Raw genomic sequence first — 18,842 nt, 5'->3', positions numbered from 1 at the left:
CCTCTCTAACTTCTCGGTGCGTCTTGCGTCTCGTCCGAACGTCTCAACCGAGCCTGTCGTCCGAGTGTCGCGCCTGAACGTCTCGCTTGAACCTGTCATGCGCAGTCATACGCAGTCCTGAGCGGTCGTGAACGGGAGGAGTCGGAGTTGCGCCGACGTGTGTGGAGTTCCGCGGTCGTCCTCGCTGTCTTCGCGGTCCTGGTGCCGGGGGTCTCCGCACAGGCCGCCCCCGAGCGCAGAGCCGGGCCGCTCCCGCTGGAGCGGCTCTTCGACAACACGGCCGTCAGCGACGACGCCCGGCCCGCGGAGGCGGACTTCGACGGCGCGGGCGGCTCGCTGTCCGCACAGGCCCTCGCAGCCGCCGGCTGGACACCCGGCCGGGCGCTGACCGTGCAGGGGGCCCGGCTGACCTGGCCGAAGCGGCAGCCGGGCGAGGCCGACAACGTCCTGGCCGCCGGACAGGACGTGAAGGTGCAGGGGCGGGGCGACGCCCTCGCGTTCCTCGTGGCGGGCACGGACGGCTTCGATGTTGGCGGCGCGGGGACGGTGTCGTACGCCGGCGGCGCCCGGTCGACCTACAACCTGACCGCCCCCGACTGGCGCACCGGCCCGCTCGCCACCAAGGCGGTAGCCCTGTCCCACATCAACACGCCGAACGGCCAACTGGCCGAGCGGGCGCGGCTGTACGTGATCACCGTGCCGATCCTGGCGGGGCGCGATGTCGCGTCCGTACGGCTGCCTCGGGCGACCGGGCTGCATGTGTTCGCGCTGGCGGTACGGGCCCCGGCCACCGGCTGGACGGGGAGTTGGGCGGCCGCGACGGGCGGCTATCCGACCGTGGGCCCGTGGACCGACCGGACGCTGCGCCTGGTGGTGCACACCTCGGCGGGCGGGCCGCGGGTGCGGCTGCGGTTCGACAACACCTTCGCGGCGGCGCCGGTGCGGATCGGCAGGGCCACGGTGGCGGTGCAGGCGGCCGGCGCGGCGGCGAAGGGCACGCCGGTCAGGGTGCTGTTCCGGGGTGCGGCGGGCGTCGAGATCCCGGCCGGGGCGCAGGCGTACAGCGATCCGCTCGGGTTCCGGGTGCCGGCGGACAGCAATCTGCTGGTGAGCTTCCATCTGCCCGGGACCGTGCCGGCCGCGCCGGTGCACCGGCTGGCGCAGCAGCGGTCGTACGTGAGCGCACCGGGCGACCACACGGCGGACGTCTCCGCATCGGCGTACCCCACCGTCCTGACCAGTTGGCCGCTGCTGACCGGTGTCGACGTGGGCGGCGGGCCGGGGTCCGTGGTGCTGCTGGGAGACTCGATCACCGACGGCGAGAAGTCCACGACGGACGCCAACCGGCGGTGGCCCAATGTGCTGGCCACACGGCTGTTGAACCAGAATGCGGTCCCGCGCTACGGGGTGCTCAACCAGGGAATCTCCGGCAACCGTGTGGTCTCCGACCGGTATCCCGGTGACGGGGTGTCCACGGACACGGCCGGAGTCAGCGCCTTGTACCGGTTCGACCGGGATGTCCTGGCCCAGACGTCGGCGCGTACGGCGGTCGTGTTCGAGGGCATCAACGACGTGCGCTGGGGCACGACCGCGGAGCAGGTCATCGCCGGACTGCGCGCGATCGCGGACCGGGGGCATGCGCGGGGGCTGCGGATGCTGGCGGCGACGATCCTGCCGTGCGAAGGAGAGGTGCGGTGCACGGCCGCCGTCGACGCCGAACGGGTCGAGGTGAACCAGTGGATCCGCTCCGGCGCCGCGTTCGACGGCGTGCTCGACTTCGACGCGGTGGCACGGGACCCTGCGCGGCCGTCCCGGCTGCTGCCCGCGTACGACAGCGGGGACTATCTGCATCCCGGGGACGCGGGGCTCGCTGCGCTGGCTCGGTCGGTGGATCTGCGGGCGCTGGTGCGGTGACGCTGTGCGGCGTCATGGTGGCCGTCCGGGGGCTCTGCCCCCCCGAACCCTTGTATCGGCCTGAACGGCCTCGTCCGCAACGCCGGACAGGCTGGAGGACCTCGCCCTACACGTCGAGATCCACCACAACCGGCGCGTGGTCCGAGGCGCCCTTGCCCTTGCGCTCCTCGCGGTCCACGTACGAGTCGGTGACCGCCTTGGCGAACGGCTCGTTGCCGTACACCAGGTCGATGCGCATGCCCCGGTTCTTGGGGAAGCAGAGCTGGCGGTAGTCCCAGTACGTGTACGGGTGGTCGTACTTGAGGGGGCGCGGGACCACGTCGGACAGGCCGGACTCGCGCAGGGAGGCGAGGGCGGCGCGCTCGGCCGGGGTGACGTGGGTGAGGCCCTCGAAGGCGGCCACGTCGTAGACGTCGTCGTCCGTCGGCGCCACGTTGTAGTCGCCCATCACCGCGAACGGGCGGCTGCCGCCGGCGTCGCCGGCGACGGCCGCCTTGAGGGCCTCGAACCACTGGAGCTTGTAGGCGTAGTGGGGGTGGTCCACCTCACGGCCGTTCGGCACGTACACCGACCAGACGCGGATCGGGCCGCAGGTCGCGGAGATGGCGCGGGGCTCGACGACATCGTCGAAGCCGGGGTCGCCGGGCAGGCCCTTGACGACGTCCTTGAGGCCGACGCGGGAGAGCACCGCCACGCCGTTCCACCGGCCGGTCGCGTTGACCGCCGCCTCGTAGCCGAGGTCGCGCAGCGGGTCGAACGGGAACTGCTCCTCGGCGACCTTGGCCTCCTGGAGGCACAGCACATCGGTGCCGCTGCTCTCCAGCCAGGCCAGGAGCCTCGGCAGGCGGGCGGTGATCGAGTTCACGTTCCAGGTCGCGATGCGCATGTCTCACAACCTACCGGGCGGGACTGACAACCCGGTCCCGCCCGGGGTGGGGCCGGTCACAGCTCCGCGGAGTCCCCCGGCGTCAGACGCAGATGCTCCGAGCCGCCGAGGCCGCCGATCTGGCGGTCGTAGATCGGCCGGGCCAGGTCGGTGAGCAGGGCGTCATGGATGTCGTAGGCGCGCTGCGGCTTGACCTCGCGGACGTAGTCAATGACCTCCGCGATCTTGTTCCAGGGAGCCATGACCGGCAGCATCAGCGTCTCCACCGGGCGGTCGGGAACGGTGAGGGCGTCGCCGGGGTGGAAGACCTTGCCGCCGTCGACGAGGTAGCCGACGTTGGTGATGCGCGGGATGTCCGGGTGGATGACGGCGTGCAGTTCGCCGTGGACCTGGACGTCGAAGCCGGCAGCGGTGAAGGTGTCGCCGTGGCCGACGGTGTGCACCCGGCCCGGGAACGCCGCCGCGATCTGCTCCGCGACGGAGCCGAGCGTCCAGATCTCGGCGGCCGGGTTGGCCTCCATGGCCGCCCGCAGCCGCCCCTCGTCGAAGTGGTCGGGGTGCTCGTGCGTGACGAGGATCGCATCCGCGCCGAGCGCGGCGTCCTCCTCGCTGAATCCGCCGGGATCGAGAACCAGCGCCTGCCCGTTCTTCTCGAGGCGGACGCAGGCGTGCGACTTCTTCGTGAGCTTCATGGCTCCATCCTGACGCGCGCCGGTTGCGGATGCCCGCTCCTGCGGTGGCCGACCGGTGCGGGTCCTCACTCCTGCGGAGTGGTCTCTTCCCTTATGACCTGCTGGGCGACCTTGAAGGCGGTGTTCGCCGCCGGCACGCCGCAGTAGACGGCCGCCTGCAGCAGCACTTCCTTGATCTCGTCCGGCGTGAGGCCGTTGCGCAGGGCGGCGCGGGTGTGGAAGGCGAGTTCGTCCATGTGGCCGCCCGCGACCAGGGCGGTGAGGGTGACACAGCTGCGGGAGCGCCGGTCGAGGCCGGGTCTGTCCCAGATCTCACCCCAGGCATACCGCGTGATGAACTCCTGGAAGTCCCCCGAGAACTCGTCCGCCTGAGCCAGTGCCCGGTCGACATGCGCGTCACCGAGCACCTCACGACGGACCTTGATCCCCGCGTCGTACGGGTCCGGCCGTCCCGTCGTCTGCGGTACCACGACGGCTGGGGCTATCTCGGCGACGGGCGCGGGTTGCGCGGGCGGGGCGGCCAGGACCGGCTTGACGGGGGCGGCGACGATGGCCATCTGGCCGGTCGAGGAGTCGTAGGCGGGCTGCCAGGCGGTGGAGAAGTGCCGGACCAGCAGGTCGGTCACGGCGGCGGGCTGCTCGACCGGCACGAGGTGGGAGGCGCCGGGAACGACGGCCAGCCGGGCGTCCGGTATGCCGGCGACCAGGGTGCGGGCCTCGGCGGGGCCGGTGACCTGGTCGTCCGAGCCGACGAGGACGAGCGTGGGCACGGCGACGCCGCCGAGCTGCGTCCGTACGTCGAAGGAGGCGAGCGCCTCGCAGGCGGCGATGTAGCAGCCGGGATCGGTGGTGCGCACCATCTGCACGGCCCACTCGGTGATGGCGGGCTGCGCGGCCGCGAAACCGGAGGTGAACCAGCGGTCGGGTGAGGTGCGGGCGATGGGGTCGAGGCCGTTCGTGCGCACGATCACGCCCCGCTGGCGGAACTCGTCCGCCGTGCCGAACCGGGGGGAGGCGGCGATGAGCGCGAGCGAGGCGATGCGCTCCGGGTGGCGCAGGGCCAGCTCGATGCCGAGTGCGCCGCCGAGCGCGCAGCCCGCGTAACCGAAGCGCTGCACACCGAGGCCGTCGAGCGTGGCGAGCAGCCGGTCGGTGAGCTCGGCCACGGAGCCCGCCGGGTACGCGGGCGCGCCACCGTGTCCCGGCAGGTCGAACCGGAACACCCGCCATTGCTGGGTCAGCTCGGGGACCTGCCGGTCCCACATGTGCCAGGTGGTGCCCAGGGAGGGACCCAAGATCAGGACGGGAGCCTCTTCTGGCCCGTCAAAGCGGTATTGCAGGGTGTTCGACGGTGTCTCACTCACGTCTCAGACCCTCTCACGTATCACGGACGCCCCTATAACGGGGGTTTGATCTCATGAGTCAGACCCCCGCCCGGGACGGCGCTGCGCAACCTTCCCACCAGTACCGGCACAAAAGCATCGCCCGATCATTTTCGGAAGACTTCGTCCGGACCGGTGACCTGCTGCTGCCGCAAGACGATAGGATGGCCTGTTTCCTCGTCCGCTCGCGACCGGCATTGACAGACACCCGAGCCCGGACAGCAGCCGGAGGACAGAGTGCGGGAGGCCATGCCGCAGATGCATGAGTGTGGCCGTCAACCGGTCGACGCCTTCCACTTGAGGGGCCCAACGCGACCCTGCGGATTCTGCTCGACCACTCGGTCGCGGAGATCTTCACCACCTCCGCCCGCACCCTCACCCTGCGCGTCTACCCCGTCGGCGACGGCCCCTGGCGCGTCCAGATGGGCGCGCCACCGGGGTGGCCTCCGCCGCGTACACGGTCGGGGCATGGGATCTGACACCGCCGGAACCGCTTGTTGGCGACACGGCGACCCGAGCGGCGGGAGATATCGGATAGTCAGAAACTCATCGACCTGGTCGGCACGACTGGCGTGCCGGCCGGGTCGATGGTGCTGGCGGGCGGGGACTGCGCTGAGTCAGTCTGTCAGGTTGCCCATCTTCCAGATGGTCATGGACTTGACGACACTGCCGTCGCCGAAGAGCCGCAGGCCGAGAGAGTCCTGCCGGAAGGGGTAGGCGCGGGTGGTGATGGACTTGTGCGCGTTCGCGTATGCCTCGATCATCGAGCGGTCCAGGAACACATCCAGTGACAACTCTCCCTTGGAGAGCGTCAGCGGACCTTTCTGGATGCCCAGGTTGGCGTCGACGCTGGAGTTGTTTCCGGATCGTGTTCGGTCGACGCCCAGCTGTCCGGCTGGGGCGTCGTAGAACAGACGGGTCCGCTCTTCGTCCCCGGGGCTGCGCAGCACGTCGAATCCGAAGGTGTCGGCGCTGCCCCGTTCCAGGGTCAGCTTGATGTGGAGCATGTCCCCCTTGATGTCTGCCAGGCGCGCGTTGGCGTCGGCGACGGAGATCGGTTCGTTGATGTTGAGGAGTGGTTCGCCCACATGGAGCCGGGAGACCTCCTCGACCGGGCTGACTCCCAGGTCTCCGTCCGGTCGCATGGACAGTTGGACGGGGAGTCCGGCGTTGTGGGCCCAGCCGGCGTCGTAGTGGGCGCGCTCCGTGCGCCGGTCCTGCGCGATGCTGAAGACGAGGGAGCGTCCCTTGTCGTCGACCGTTCCGCTGGGCCCGGTGAAGTGATCGCCGTAGTCGAGCAGCTTGGGCTCGGTGGTGTCGGGTGTCCATCGGCGGGCCTGGGCGTCCCAGGTGCCGACCCAGTAGTAGGTGTACTTGCTGCTGTAGTCGGCGGGGCCGTCGGGGAAGGACGGGTTGACGAGCAGCGCCCGTCGCTGGCGTCCCTGGTCGTCCTTGCCGATGGGGAGGAAGGTGGGGAGCTCCCAGACCTGGCCGGTCCTGGGGTGGGCCGTCACGTCACCGACCATCAGAGGCCCCGAGTAGGTCCAGTCGGTGAGGTTCTTGGAGGTGTAGAGGAGCGCCGTCCCGCCGACGCTTTGGCCTGAGGTGGTCTGGACTCCCGAGCCGACCAACTGGAACCAGGTGTCGCCCTCCTTCCACACGTCCTGGTCGCGGAAGTCCCCGAAGCGGACCTTCCGTCCGGCGCCGACGTCCAGATCGGCGGTCTGGCTGGTCACCAGGGTCGGGTGCATCTTCCACTCGACCAGGTCCGGGTCGCCGGGGTCGACGGGGCGTGCGAGTCCGGTTGCCTGGTTGGGGCGCTGGGAATCGTTGCCGGCCGTGAACAGCAGGGCCGGGACACCGTTCTCGTCGAGGGTCGCGTCGCCGGACCAGACACCGTCGGGTGCCACACTTCCCGCGGTGGGGGCGAGGGCGACGGGCAGGTCGCGCCAGTGCACCAGATCCTCGCTGACCGCGTGCCCCCAGCCGATGTTGTGCCAGTAGGGGCCGTGGGAGTTGTGCTGGTAGAAGAGGTGGTACTTGCCGTTGACCTGGATGGGGGCGTGGGGTTCGTTCATCCAGTGGTTGGGGGCCGAGAAGTGGTAGCCGGGGCGGTAGCGGTCGCCGTCGTAGCGTGAGCGGTCCATGGCCATACGGGCCTCGGGGATGCTGCCCCCGGCGAATGTCTGCATGTCGTGCTTGTGGCCGGCGCGCACGGATTCGGCGGTGAGCGCGTCCGTGTGGACCTTCACCTCGTCGATCTGGCCGTTGAACATGTTCACGGCAAAGGTGCCGTTGATGATGGCGGGCTGGTTGTGGCGGCCGATGAGCAGGGGAACGTCGGCCTTGGCCAGGCGGGCCGTGGTGGGGATGGCTGTCCGGGCGACCTGCTCGCCGTTCAGGTACAGGCTGATGGTGCCCTCGCTCGGAGCGAAGACCGCCGCGATGTGCGCCCACTTGCCTGCGGCCAGAGCCGCCGCCTGGGGAACCGCCGTCTCGTACCAGGCGTCACCGGTGCCAATGCCGAACTGCCACACTCCATGCCGGCCGACGCCGAGCGAGAATCCTCGGCGTGCTGCCTTGTCCTGCTGGTTGACGATGGCCGAGGGCTTGCCTTCGTCGCCCCATTCGAAGGCGCGCGGCGCGACCCAGGCTTCGACGGTCATGCCGTCCGCGGGAAGCTGCGTCTGCGATGCGGCGCGGGTGACCCAGGTGGAGTAGCCGTCGAAGAGAAGGGCGCCGGAGAGAACGCCGTCCTCCTGCCGCTTGGTACGCCACAGTGGGTCACTGTTCGGCTTGTAGACCGCGTTGTTGAAGACGTAGCTGATGGGGTCCGCGCTCTGGCTGATCCGCTCCGTGGTCGCGGTGCCCTGGCCCTCGGCGAAGTCCCAGTAGGCGGCGAGCCCCTCAAGGCCCGGGTCCGGAGCCTCGTCCAGACCGACTCTCACGTCGTCCAGGTTGATGTGTCCCCAGCCACCGGTGGCCCGGTCGACCGCCGTGATGCGTAACTGCTCGCCCAGGTGCTCTCGCGCGTCCCAGGCGACGCGGCGGTACGCCTCGTCGTCGGTGCCGGTGGCCTTGTGCAGGACGGTGCCGTCCAGGGTCGTCAGAGCCACGTACAGCTGGTCGTCGTTGCGGCCGCCGGAAACCAGGACGCTGACCATTCCGGTGCCGGTCAGGGTGAACGGCTCGGAGGTGACGGTGCCTGTGGGGGCATCTCCGCCGCCCGCGAATCCCCATAGGTGGTAGGTGCCCTGCTGGTTGAAGCAGCAGCCCCATCCCCAGCCCGGCTGGTTGGTGACGGATCCGTTGAAGGCGGTTCCTGTGCTGCTCCAGCCGCTCAGGTCGCCCGTCTCGAAGCCGGGGTTGGACAGGGTGCTCTCGCTCGCGCGGGCCTGTCCCGACATGAAGGGTGTTGTCATGCCAAGACATGCCACGAGGACGAGCAGTGTGCGTAGCAGACTGCCCGGGGGCCCTGTCCTGGATGTCGCTGATGAACGCGTGCGCATGCATACCTCCGGTGATGTGTTGAGGTGTGTTGAGCAGGCTGATCAGTGCGTTCTCCTGGTCGCGGGCCCACGCCAGGGCCCCGGCAGCGTGGAACGTGGGTGAGCAGGTGGTCAGGAGCGCTGGACGGGTACGTTGACGTCGTCGACGTTGATGTGGCCCCAGCCGCCGGTCGCCTTGTCGACGACCTCGACGTAGATCCGTTCGCCGATGTGCTCGGACAGGTCGAAGACGACACGGCGGTACTGCTCGCCACCACGCCCGGTTTCCTTGGCCAGCACCTTGCCGTCGTCTGCGCGGACGACGGCGGCGTAGAGCCGGTCGAGGTCGTTGCCGCCGGACACGAGCAGGTCGACCACGCCGTCTCCGCCGAGGACGACGGTGGCGGAGCGGAGCACGCCCGTGGCGTCGTCGCCGCCCGCGTTCGGGTTGTAGCCCCACAGGTGGTGGCCGGCCGGGTCGTCCGCCGTTTCGGCCTGGTAGAAGGGTCCGCCCCAGCCCCAGTCGGTGCGGGTGGTCACGTTGGCGTCGCCGAAGGTGGTGCCCGAGACGACGGTCCATCCGGTGAGGTCGCCGGTGGCGAAGTCGTGGTTGGGGAGGGCGTCGACGTTCGTCGGGCGCGGCGGATCGTAGGCGGCGGGCGCGACGGACGTGTCGTAGGCGCCGTTCATGCGCCAGACGTCCAGGGAGACGACCCGGGCGGAGCTGCCCTCACTGGTCAGCCGCAGGCCGGTGGCGTCCTTGCGGGTCGGGTAGACGCGGCTGGTGAGGCTGTTGGTGCCGTTGACGTACGCCTCCAGCATCGAACGGTCGAGCAGGACCCTCAACTTCAGCTGTCCGGCCACGAGTTCGACCGTGCCACAGTGGACGCCCTTGCGGACGTCCGGGTCGAGACTGGAGCGGCCGCGGTCGATGGAGAAGCGGTGCTTGCTCGTGTCGTAGGAGAGCAGAGTCCGCTCACTGCCGTCGGCGCTCGCCCGGACGGCCAGGGTGACGGTTGTGGCGCCGCGGGGCTCGATGACGGCCTCGATGTCCAGCATGTCGCCGGAGACGCCGGCGAGTTGGCGGTCGGCCTCCTTCACCGAAGCCTGACGGATCTTGACCAGTCGTCGGCCCCGCAGTCCGGCCGCCTCTTCGATCGGCTCGACTCCGAGGGTTCCGTCCTGGCGCAGCGAGACGCTGACCGGCATGCCGGCGTTGTGGGCCCAGCCGGACTGGGCGTGCTGCTGTTCGCTGCGGCGGTCCTGGGTGATGCTGAAGAGCACCGAGCGGCCGTCGGGGGTGACGAAGCCGGACGGGCCGGTGAAGTGCTCGCCGAAGTCGAACTCGCGGGGCTTGTCGTGGTCGGGGACGAAGCGGCACGCGCGCTTGTCGAAGGTGCCGATCCAGTAGTAGGTGTGCTTGACGGCGTTCGGGTTGAACGCCTCCCACCAGGGGCTGACCAGCAGGATGTGCTTGCCGGTGCGCTTGCCCTTCGGTCCGGGGAGCGGGAGGAGCACCGGCAGCTCCCAGACCTCTCCGGGCTCGGGGACCTTCGCGAGGTCGTTCCAGTGCAGCGGGCCCCGGTACGTCCAGGGCCCCTCGGGCCTGCGCGCGGTGTAGACGAGCGCGGTTCCGCCGTGCTTCTTGGTGACCTGGGTGCCGTTGTAGTCGACGATGCCGCTGCCGACCAGCTGGTACCAGACGCCGTCCTCCTCCCAGACGAACGGGTCGCGGAAGTTCTCCGCCCACGCGGTGCCGGGGCCGGCGGGGAGGCCGGCCGGGGCCCCGGTGACCGGCTCGGACTTCATGGTCCAGGTGCGCAGGTCCGTGTCGCGGTCGGTCTTGTACGAGGACACGGCCATCCCGGTGCGCTGACGGTAGGGCAGCCGGTCGTCGCCGCCGGTGAAGAAGAGCACCGGCCCCCGGTCGCCGTCGACGTACGCCGAGCCCGACCAGATCCCGTCCGGCCCGACCGAGTCCCCCGCCGGGGCGAGGGCTATGGGCATGTCCCGCCAGTGCACCATGTCGGTGCTGACGGCGTGTCCCCAGTGGATCTGGCCCCAGAATGGGCCGAGCGGATCGTGCTGGTAGAAGATGTGGTACTTGCCCTTGAAGTACACAGGCGCGTGTGGCTCGTTCATCCAGTGCCAGGGCGGCAGCATGTGGAACTGGGGGCGGTGTCGGTCGCCGTCGAAGCGGGACCGGTTCAACGTCAGGTCCGGGCGGGGCACGCGGTTGCCCGGCAGCGCGGCGACCCTCTCGGCGTGCTCCCGCTGGGCGGTGGTGTCGTCCAGGGTGCCGGGGCGGATGACGAGGCTGTCCAGCAGGCCCATGTACATGTTGGCGTGGAACTCGCCGTTGAGCAGGGTGGGCCGGTTGTGCCGGCCGATCAGCAGCGGCTCGTCGGGGACCAGTTGGGGGGCCTTGACGGGAGTGGTGACGGTGCCGATGAGGCGGCCGTCGCGGTAGAGGCGCAGCTGGTGTGCGTCCGGGTCGTAGCTGGCGGCGACGTGGGTCCATCGGCCCTTGGTGGCCGGCTGGTCCTGGGCTCCCTTGACCTCGATCAGATCGGTGCCGAAACCGAGCTGGAAGACGATCTGGCCGAAGCGGCGCAGGCCGAGCAGGAAGCCGGTCCTGGCGTCCGGGTTGTGCTGGTTGACCAGGGCCTGGGGCTTGCCGTCGATGCCGTGCTCGTAGGCGTAGGGGGCGATCCACGCGTCGATGGTCAGGCCGTGGGCGGGATCCAGCTTTCCGGGGCCCTTGGCGGTGACGACGGTGGAGTAGCCGTCGAAGTACAGCGCCCGGCCACGCACTCCGCGCCGCCGGACGGGGTCGGTGTCCGGCTTGTAGCGGGCGTCTTCGAAGACGTAGTCGATGGGGTCGGCGGAGCCCGAGACCGCCTCCCGGGCGACCGTGCCGCCGCGCTCGTCGAAGTCCCAACGGGCGGTGGGACTTTGGGGGCCGCGCCGGCCCTCCGCAGCGGCGGAAGCGGAAGCGAACGAGAGCGGTACGACGGCCCCGCCGATGGCGGCGGACACGACGGTGAGGGCTGTTCTTCTCCTCATGGGCGGGCTCCTGGGTGGTGCGCGGCAGGTCTGACGCTCTGCCAAATCGGTTTAAGCGAGATGGCTCGGCATCGTTCGCGCCCCGCCCCTGCTAACGCAAGAGCTAATGCATACCGTTTTACCTGGGGGACGCAAGAGAGACGGACACATCGCTGTATACCTCCCCGGTTTCTCATTCGAGATGTCTGTGGTGTTGACATCCGGCCACAGGCGCATCAATCTCTTCGCAACTTGCTAATCCGATTTAACAACGGAGCTGAGCAGCGTGTCTGAACGTCGTGTGACCATGGCCGATGTCGCCCGCCATGCGGGCGTCTCGCCGACGACCGCGTCGTTCGCCCTGTCCGGTCGCACCGACATGCGTATCTCCGATGCCTCCCGCCAGAAGGTGCTGGACGCCGCGAAGGAGCTCGGCTACCGCCCCAACGTCACTGCTCGCAGCCTGCGCACGAAGTCGACGCAGACCATCGGGTTCGTTTCGGACCGGATCACCACGACGCCCTTCGCGGGCGAGGTGATCCGCGGCGCCATGGAGGCCGCCCGGGAACGGGACAACCTGCTGTTCATCACGGAGGCCGGCGGCGACCGCGACGCCGAGTCGTCGCTGGTCCACGCGCTGCTGGACCGCCAGGTCGACGCGGTGATCTACGCCTCCATGTTCACCCGGTACGTCACTCCGCCCAAGGAGCTGTTCGGTCGCCGCGTGGTCCTGCTGAACTGCCTCGCCCCCGGCTTCGACGCGCCGTCCGTCGTCCCGGACGAGCTGGAGGCCGGCCGGGACGCGGCCCGCGCCCTGCTCGTGGCCGGTCACACCGAGGGCATCTGGGCGATCGGCGGGCACCAGGCCGTCCCTGCCACGCCCGAGGGGATCATCGCGGGCAACGAGCGCATGCGCGGTCTGGAGGAGGTTCTGCGGGAGGGCGGCGCGCGCCTGGACGGCGTCATCGAGTGCGACTGGGACACGCGGGACGGCTACCGGGAGGTGGCCGCGCTGCTCGCGGCGGGCCACCGTCCCCGGGCGCTGGTGTGCCTGGCCGATCGGGTCTCCCTCGGCGCCTACCAGGCGCTCGGCGAGGCGGGACTGTCCGTGCCCGGCGACGTGTCGGTGGTCTCCTTCGACGACCAGGACATCGCGTCCGTACTGCGCCCGGCGCTCACCACGCTGAAGCTGCCGCACTACCAACTGGGTCGACTCGCCGTGGAGCTGATTCTCCGCAGAGGGCCGCTCGAAGCAGTCGTCCACCGTGTGCCCATGCCGCTGCGGGAACGTGCCTCCATCGGCGCCCCCGCCGCGGGCTGACACCGGGCACCCGAAGACGGTTGTCCCGCCGCCAGGAGCTCTGACCCTCCGGGCGGCGGGACGACCACCAAGAACAGCGACCGTCGCAACCGGTCGCCAAGGCGGGTCCGGCAAGACCCGTCTCAGTGAGATGGAGGAACCCTCGTGGTGTTCAGAACCAGGCGCCTCGCAGTAGCGAGTGTAGCCGCGGCAGCGGCGACCGCGCTGGTCGCCGGATGCGCGACCGGCAGCGGCGGCAGCACGTCCGGAGCCGACGGCGACACACTGACCCTGTGGACGCACAACGCCGGCAACTCGGCCGAGCTCGACGTCGTCAAGAAGATCATCAAGGACTTCAACGGATCCCAGAGCAAGTACAAGGTCAAGCTCCAGGCGTTCCCGCAGAGCGACTACAACAACTCCGTCGTCGCCGCCGCCTCGGCCCGCAAGCTGCCCTGCCTGCTCGACGTGGACGGCCCCAACGTGGCGAACTGGGCGTGGGGCGGCTACCTGGCCCCGATCGACGTCGACGGCAGCGAGGTCCCGCTGTCCGACCAGCTGCCCAGCACCGTCGGGCGCTACCAGGACAAGGTCTACGGCTTCGGCTTCTACGACGTGTCCCTGGCCTTCTTCGCCCGCAAGTCGGTGCTGAACAAGTACGACATCCGCATCCCCACCATGGACAAGCCGTGGACGAAGACCGAGTTCGACGCGGCGCTCGCCAAGCTGAAGAAGAGCGGGAAGTTCAAGTACCCGCTGGAGATGGGCACCGGCGGCACCGGTGAGTGGTGGTCGTACGCGTACTCCCCGCAGCTGCAGAGCTTCGGCGGTGACCTGGTCAACCGCGACGGTTACAAGACCGCCTCGGGCACCCTCGACGGCAAGAAGTCCGTGGAGTGGGCGACCTGGTTCCGCTCGCTGGTGTCCAAGGGCTACATGTCGAAGAAGTCTGGCGCCGACCCCAACAAGGACTTCCTGGCCGGTAAGAGCGCTATCCAGTGGGACGGCAGCTGGAACGCGACCAAGAACGCCGACAAGCTCGGCGACGACCTGGCGATCATCCCACCGGTCGACTTCGGCAACGGTCCCAAGATCGGCGGCGCCTCCTGGCAGTGGGCGATGAGCTCCAGCTGCTCGAACAAGGACGGCGCGCAGGCGTGGCTGAAGTTCTCCCGCCAGACCAAGTACTTCGTCGACTACGCCAAGGCCACCGGCACTCTCCCGGGCACCGAGGCGGCCGCGAAGCAGATCGACGGTTACCAGCAGGGCGGGAAGTTCAACGAGCTCGTCCAGTTCGCGCGCAAGTACGCGGAGGTACGCCCGGTGACCCCGGCCTACCCCTACATCTCCACCGAGTTCGAGAAGGCGGCCCAGGACATCCTGTCCGGCGCCGATCCCAAGAATGCTCTGGGCCAGGCCGCGAAGGACATCGACAACAACCTGAAGACGAACAACTACAACGCCGGCTGACCCTGCTCCGGTCCGGTTCGGGCCCCGACCGCGCCTCCTCGCACGCCCGAACCGGACCGGCTCCCCCCTGGAGCTACCGTGACCACCATGATCGCAGCCCTTGAGCGGCTGCGTCCGGTCCGGCGAACCCGAACGACCAACGCACGCCGCCGGGAGGGCCTCACCGCCGTCGGCATGGCCGCCCCGGCCGTCGTGCTGCTGATCGTCTTCCTCGTCGTACCGGTCGCCCTCGCCTTCGCCCTGGCGTTCACCGACGCGAGGCTCATCTCGCCCACCCCGGCCCGCTTCGTGGGCCTTCGCAACTTCACCCAGCTCTTCGAAGACCCGGTCTTCTACAAGTCCTTGCGCAACACGGCCTACTTCGCCGCCGTCGTCGTCCCGCTCCAGGCCGGGCTCGCCCTGCTGCTGGCACTGCTGGTCAACGCGAAGGTGCGCGGCGTCAACTTCTTCCGCACCGTCTACTTCCTGCCGGTCGTCACCTCGATGGTCGTCGTCTCCCTTCTGTGGACCTTCCTCTACCGGCAGGACGGCCTGGTCAACCACGTCATCTCGGCACTCACCCTCGGACATGTCGACGGCCCGGACTGGCTGGGCAACCCGGACACCGCCATGCCCGCCATCATCCTGATGTCGGTGTGGCAGGGCGTCGGCTTCCACATGATCATCTGGCTGGCCGGTCTCCAGACCATCCCCGCCGAGCTGTACGAGGCCGCCGACCTGGACGGGGCCACCCGCTGGCACCGCTTCCGCCACGTCACCTGGCCCGGACTGCGCGCCACCCGCACCTTCGTGCTGGTCACCATCACCATCGCGGCGTTCAGCCTCTTCACCCAGATCAGGGTGATGACGCAAGGCGGCCCGCTCGACTCCACCACCACCGTCGTCTACCAGGCCGTGCACACCGGCTACGACCAGCAGCAGACCGCGTACGCCGCGGCCATCTCGCTGATCTTCTTCGTGCTCGTGCTGAGCGTGTCCCTCGTCCAGCGATTCCTGACCCGGGAGAAGGACTGACATGACCTCCGTCCTCAAGCACCTCGGCGGTCACGTCGGCCGTGTCGTCCTGGCCCTGGTCTTCGCGCTCCCACTCGTCTTCATGCTGATCTCGTCGTTCAAACCGGACGACCAGATCTTCAGCGACCTGGGCTCCCTGCGCGCCTTCCTGCCGGTCGGAGCCCTGTCGCTGGACAACTACACGGCCGTGTTCGAGCGAGTCCCGGCAGCACAATTCCTGCTGAACTCCGTACTGATCTCCTCGATCACCGTCGTGCTCGGCATCATCGTCAACAGCATGGCCGCCTTCGCCCTGTCCCGGATGCGCTGGCCCGGCCGCAAGCTCGTCCTCACTGGCATCATCGCCACCCTCATCGTGCCGTTCGAGACCTTCGCCCTGCCGCTGGTGTGGTGGGTCAACCAACTGCCGCTGCTCCGCGTCAACGGCTTCCACCTGGAGTGGACCACCGGCTGGATGGACACCTACCAGGTCCAGATCGTGCCGTTCGTCGCCAACGCCTTCTCGATCTTCTTCTTCCACCAGTACTTCCAGAGCATCCCCAAGGAGATCGACGAGGCGGCCATCGTGGACGGCGCCGGCTGGTTCACTATCTACCGCCGCATCGTCATGCCCCTGTCGGGCCCGGCCATCGCCACCGTCGCCATCCTCACCTTCCTGCCCGCCTGGAACTCCTACCTGTGGCCGCTCATGGTCGTGCAGAGCGAGAACCTGCGCCCGGTCATGGTGGGCATCTCCTACTTCTTCCAACTCAACGTGGGCTGGGGCCAGATCATGGCCTATTCCTCCATGATCACCGTGCCGATCCTCGCCCTGTTCGTGGCATTCCAGCGGTCGTTCGTGAACAGCATCGCGTCGACGGGCGTAAAGGGCTGAACCCGCGCCCGCGCAACGCACCGCGTTTCTCCACCCCTCTTCTTCCCCGTGTGCTTCAGGCACTCCAAGAAAGGCCCCGTGTGTCCACGCCGCCTGCTGACCCCCACCTTCCGGCCGTGCATCTGCGCCCCCCGCGCAACTGGATCAACGACCCCAACGGACTGGTCTTTCACGACGGCCACTACCACGTCTTCTTCCAGTACAACCCGTACGCTCCGCGGCATTCGAACGTGCACTGGGGCCACTACCGCAGCCCCGACCTGATCAACTGGGAACCCCTCCCGGTGGCCCTCGCCCCCACTCCCGGCGGCTACGACGCCGACGGCTGCTTCTCCGGAAACGCGGTCTCCGACGACGACCGCATGGTGGCCTTCTACTCGGCCCACCGCGCCGACCGCTGGTGGCAGCCGGTGACCACCGCCGAGTCGTACGACGGCGGAATCACCTGGACCAAACGCCCGGAGCTGCTCATCCCCGAGCCGCCCGCCGACACCACCATGTACCGGGATCCCTACGTCTGGCAGCAGGACGGCCGCTGGCGGATGCTGGTCGGCTCGGCCCTCGCTGACGGCCGCGCCGCGGCGCAGCTGTACGAGTCCGACGACCTGGAGCACTGGGAGTACCGCGGCCCCTTCCACGCCAGCGACGCCGCGGCCGGCTCCGGCCCGGTCGGATGGGAGTGCCCCCAATACGCGACCTTCGGCGACAGCGGCGTCCTGATCATCAGCGACTGGACCCCGCAGGGCGGCCCCAGCCACACGACCGTCCACACCGGCCGCGAGCAGGACGGACGCTTCACGGCGACCGCGGCCCCGGTGCCGCTGGATCACGGCCCTGACTTCTACGCCCCCGCGCTGCTGAGGGCCCCCGGGGAGGACCGCTGGCTGCTGTGGGGCTGGGCGTGGGAAGCCCGCGACGACGCCTGGGCGCATGAAGCAGGCTGGGCAGGCACCCTCACCCTGCCCCGCGAGGTAACCCTCGCCGCCGACGGAACGGTCGTCCAACGCCCCGCCCGCGAACTGCTCGCGCTGCGTGGCGAACGCGTACTGCACCGCACCGGGCACGTCACACAGTCCGGGGCGGCCGAACTCGGCCAGGTCAGCCGCACCTTCGACCTCACTGCCGTCCTGACCCCGGACATCACCGGCACGAGCGGCCTGCGCCTGGTCACCGCCGCGGACGACACCGAGTACCTCGACATCAGCCTCGATCCCACCACCGGCCAGCTCACCGTGGACCGCAGCCAAGCGTCACTGGACGCGAGGGCGCGGGGAGGCTCGTATGCCGTCCCGTGCCCAGCCGCGACGGCCGGCACCCCCGTGGAGCTGCGCGTGATCGTGGACCGTTCGATCGCCGAGGTCTATCTCGGCGACGGCCGGGTCCTCACCCTCAGGTTCTATCCGCTGGCCGAGGAACCATGGCGACTGCAGGCCCACACGACAGGCACGGGCCGCAGCGACTTCACCGTCGAGGCATGGAACCTGACCCCGGGCGGAATCCGTCAGGAACCGCTGCTGGCGAGCCAAGGGCAGGACGCGTAACGCGCCGCCTGTCCTACGTGTCCTCAAAACGCCGTCCTCACCTCGAAGCGGGTGAGGACGGCACCGTCGTCGACCTACCCGTTGACCTCGGCGTACCAGCCGGACCCAGGCACGGGAGCGGCAGCCCCACGCCCTCCCTCAGAAAGGCAGAGAGTCACCATGCCCCGACACGGCTCCCCCTGCAGTGTCACCGTCCTTGGCGAGTGCGTCGCCGACACCTTCGCCGACCCTGGCCGGTCCGGCCTCGGCGAACTCGCACTGCGCGCCCTGCCCGGTGGTGGCCCGGCCAACACCGCCGTGGCCCTCGCCCGGCTCGGCACCCCCACCCGCTTCCTCGGACGGTTCTCCAACGACGTCTTCGGCGCCCTCTTCCGAGACCGCCTCAGCGCCTCCGGCGTCGACCTGACCGGTAGCGTGAGCGCCCCCGAGCCCAGCACTCTCGCCGTCGCCGACCTCGACGAGACCGGCCAGGCCACCTACACCTTCTACGCCGACAGCGCCGCCGACTGGCAATGGACCGCCGCCGAACTCGCCGCCACCCAGCAGGACGACGCGGTCTGCCTACACACCGGATCCCTGGCCCTGGTACGTCAGCCCGGTGCCGGCCACATCGAGGACCACCTCGCCAGCGCCCGCGAGCACGTCACCGTATCCATCGACCCCAACGTCCGCCCCCTGCTCGTACCGCCCTCGGCCTACCGGGAGCGGCTTCCTCATTGGTGCGCCCTCGCCGACATCCTCCGCCTCAGCGAGGACGACCTCGCCCTGCTCCTCCCCGGTGCCGGCCTTGAAGAGGCTTGCGACACCTGGCACCGCGCCGGCGCACGACTCGTCGTCATCACCCTCGGCGGACGCGGCGCACTCGCCTCCCTCGACGGCCACCGCGTCACCGTCCCGACCCCGGCCATTGACATCGTCGACACCGTCGGTGCCGGAGACTCCTTCACCGCCGGCCTGCTGCACCGCCTCGCCGCCCTCGGCCACCTCGGCGGACGACTCGACCGGCTGAGCCTCGAAGACGTCGCCGACGCCTGCTCGTTCGCCGCCCACGTCGCCGCCCTGACCTGCTCCGTCCCCGGCGCGAACCCGCCCAGGGCAGAACACCTGGCGACCCCGTTCCTCTCCGGGGAACGCCGCTTCACCAAGTCAGCGTTCCGTCCACTTCCACCCTCGTGCCCTGACCATGACCGGACCGCACACGCAAGAGCAGTGCCGTAGCCGCCGCGGGTGGTGACC

13 protein-coding genes are annotated in these 18,842 nt (G+C 69.6%); 8 read left to right on the top strand and 5 right to left on the bottom strand.

Annotation, left to right across the window (positions count from 1 at the left end; genetic code table 11):
• The first annotated feature begins 147 nt into the window (after nucleotides 1–147).
• The gene (locus tag AB5J55_RS34240; RefSeq protein ID WP_369274310.1) at nucleotides 148–1,914 is read left to right on the top strand and encodes an SGNH/GDSL hydrolase family protein; all 1,767 of its coding nucleotides are present in this window, start codon (nucleotides 148–150) and stop codon (nucleotides 1,912–1,914) included.
• A 106-nt stretch (nucleotides 1,915–2,020) separates the two neighbouring features.
• On the opposite strand, the gene AB5J55_RS34235 is transcribed toward AB5J55_RS34240, so the two are convergent.
• From AB5J55_RS34235 to pcaC, 3 genes are all read right to left on the bottom strand, one after another.
• Entirely contained in the window at nucleotides 2,021–2,800 is a 780-nt protein-coding gene (locus AB5J55_RS34235; protein WP_369274309.1) for an exodeoxyribonuclease III, read from the bottom strand.
• A gap of 56 nt (nucleotides 2,801–2,856) precedes the next feature.
• The gene (locus AB5J55_RS34230; RefSeq protein WP_369274308.1) at nucleotides 2,857–3,492 is read right to left on the bottom strand and encodes an MBL fold metallo-hydrolase; all 636 of its coding nucleotides are present in this window, start codon (nucleotides 3,490–3,492) and stop codon (nucleotides 2,857–2,859) included.
• Nucleotides 3,493–3,557: 65 nt separating this feature from the next.
• On the bottom strand, nucleotides 3,558–4,856 hold the full coding sequence (gene pcaC, locus AB5J55_RS34225; protein WP_369274307.1) for a 4-carboxymuconolactone decarboxylase: 1,299 nt from the start codon (nucleotides 4,854–4,856) through the stop codon (nucleotides 3,558–3,560).
• A 284-nt stretch (nucleotides 4,857–5,140) separates the two neighbouring features.
• On the opposite strand from pcaC, the gene AB5J55_RS34220 reads away from it, so the two are divergent.
• Nucleotides 5,141–5,353: a GH32 C-terminal domain-containing protein gene (locus AB5J55_RS34220; RefSeq protein ID WP_369274306.1), complete on the top strand. Its 213-nt coding sequence runs from the start codon at nucleotides 5,141–5,143 to the stop codon at nucleotides 5,351–5,353.
• Between the two features lie 138 nt (nucleotides 5,354–5,491).
• Here AB5J55_RS34220 and AB5J55_RS34215 read toward each other — a convergent pair whose 3' ends face one another.
• Nucleotides 5,492–8,296, bottom strand: a complete 2,805-nt coding sequence (locus AB5J55_RS34215; protein ID WP_369274305.1) for a GH32 C-terminal domain-containing protein — start codon at nucleotides 8,294–8,296, stop codon at nucleotides 5,492–5,494.
• A 198-nt stretch (nucleotides 8,297–8,494) separates the two neighbouring features.
• Complete coding sequence (locus AB5J55_RS34210; RefSeq protein WP_369274304.1) at nucleotides 8,495–11,428, bottom strand: GH32 C-terminal domain-containing protein; 2,934 nt, start codon at nucleotides 11,426–11,428, stop codon at nucleotides 8,495–8,497.
• 265 nt (nucleotides 11,429–11,693) lie between these two features.
• Between AB5J55_RS34210 and AB5J55_RS34205 the strand changes: the two genes are divergently transcribed.
• The 6 genes from AB5J55_RS34205 (at nucleotide 11,694) to AB5J55_RS34180 (ending at nucleotide 18,824) form a co-directional block, all read left to right on the top strand.
• Nucleotides 11,694–12,728, top strand: coding sequence for a LacI family DNA-binding transcriptional regulator (locus AB5J55_RS34205; protein ID WP_369274303.1), 1,035 nt, complete (start codon nucleotides 11,694–11,696; stop codon nucleotides 12,726–12,728).
• 147 nt (nucleotides 12,729–12,875) lie between these two features.
• Nucleotides 12,876–14,177: a sugar ABC transporter substrate-binding protein gene (locus tag AB5J55_RS34200; protein ID WP_369274302.1), complete on the top strand. Its 1,302-nt coding sequence runs from the start codon at nucleotides 12,876–12,878 to the stop codon at nucleotides 14,175–14,177.
• 87 nt (nucleotides 14,178–14,264) lie between these two features.
• Entirely contained in the window at nucleotides 14,265–15,191 is a 927-nt protein-coding gene (locus tag AB5J55_RS34195) for a carbohydrate ABC transporter permease (protein ID WP_369274301.1), read from the top strand.
• A gap of 1 nt (nucleotide 15,192) precedes the next feature.
• Complete coding sequence (locus AB5J55_RS34190; RefSeq protein WP_184567858.1) at nucleotides 15,193–16,065, top strand: carbohydrate ABC transporter permease; 873 nt, start codon at nucleotides 15,193–15,195, stop codon at nucleotides 16,063–16,065.
• A 116-nt stretch (nucleotides 16,066–16,181) separates the two neighbouring features.
• A complete protein-coding gene (locus AB5J55_RS34185; RefSeq protein ID WP_369274300.1) occupies nucleotides 16,182–17,606 on the top strand; it encodes a glycoside hydrolase family 32 protein in 1,425 nt (474 codons plus the stop codon).
• Between the two features lie 159 nt (nucleotides 17,607–17,765).
• A complete protein-coding gene (locus tag AB5J55_RS34180) occupies nucleotides 17,766–18,824 on the top strand; it encodes a carbohydrate kinase (RefSeq protein ID WP_369274299.1) in 1,059 nt (352 codons plus the stop codon).
• The last annotated feature ends 18 nt before the right edge of the window (nucleotides 18,825–18,842 follow it).

Origin of the sequence: Streptomyces sp. R11, assembly GCF_041051905.1 — a bacterium.
Taxonomy (GTDB): Bacteria; Actinomycetota; Actinomycetes; order Streptomycetales; family Streptomycetaceae; genus Streptomyces.
The sequence above is the reverse complement of the archived record's forward strand: the minus strand, read 5'-3'. Positions and strand labels throughout refer to the sequence as shown.

What these genes read in the sequence shown, in the direction of transcription:
- AB5J55_RS34235 (WP_369274309.1), bottom strand. Translation starts at nt 2,800, where the DNA reads ATGCGCATCGCGACCTGGAACGTGAACTCGATCACCGCCCGCCTGCCG.
- AB5J55_RS34230 (WP_369274308.1), bottom strand. Translation starts at nt 3,492, where the DNA reads ATGAAGCTCACGAAGAAGTCGCACGCCTGCGTCCGCCTCGAGAAGAAC.
- AB5J55_RS34215 (WP_369274305.1), bottom strand. Translation starts at nt 8,296, where the DNA reads ATGACAACACCCTTCATGTCGGGACAGGCCCGCGCGAGCGAGAGCACC.
- AB5J55_RS34210 (WP_369274304.1), bottom strand. Translation starts at nt 11,428, where the DNA reads ATGAGGAGAAGAACAGCCCTCACCGTCGTGTCCGCCGCCATCGGCGGG.
- AB5J55_RS34195 (WP_369274301.1), top strand. Translation starts at nt 14,265, where the DNA reads ATGATCGCAGCCCTTGAGCGGCTGCGTCCGGTCCGGCGAACCCGAACG.
- AB5J55_RS34190 (WP_184567858.1), top strand. Translation starts at nt 15,193, where the DNA reads ATGACCTCCGTCCTCAAGCACCTCGGCGGTCACGTCGGCCGTGTCGTC.
- AB5J55_RS34180 (WP_369274299.1), top strand. Translation starts at nt 17,766, where the DNA reads ATGCCCCGACACGGCTCCCCCTGCAGTGTCACCGTCCTTGGCGAGTGC.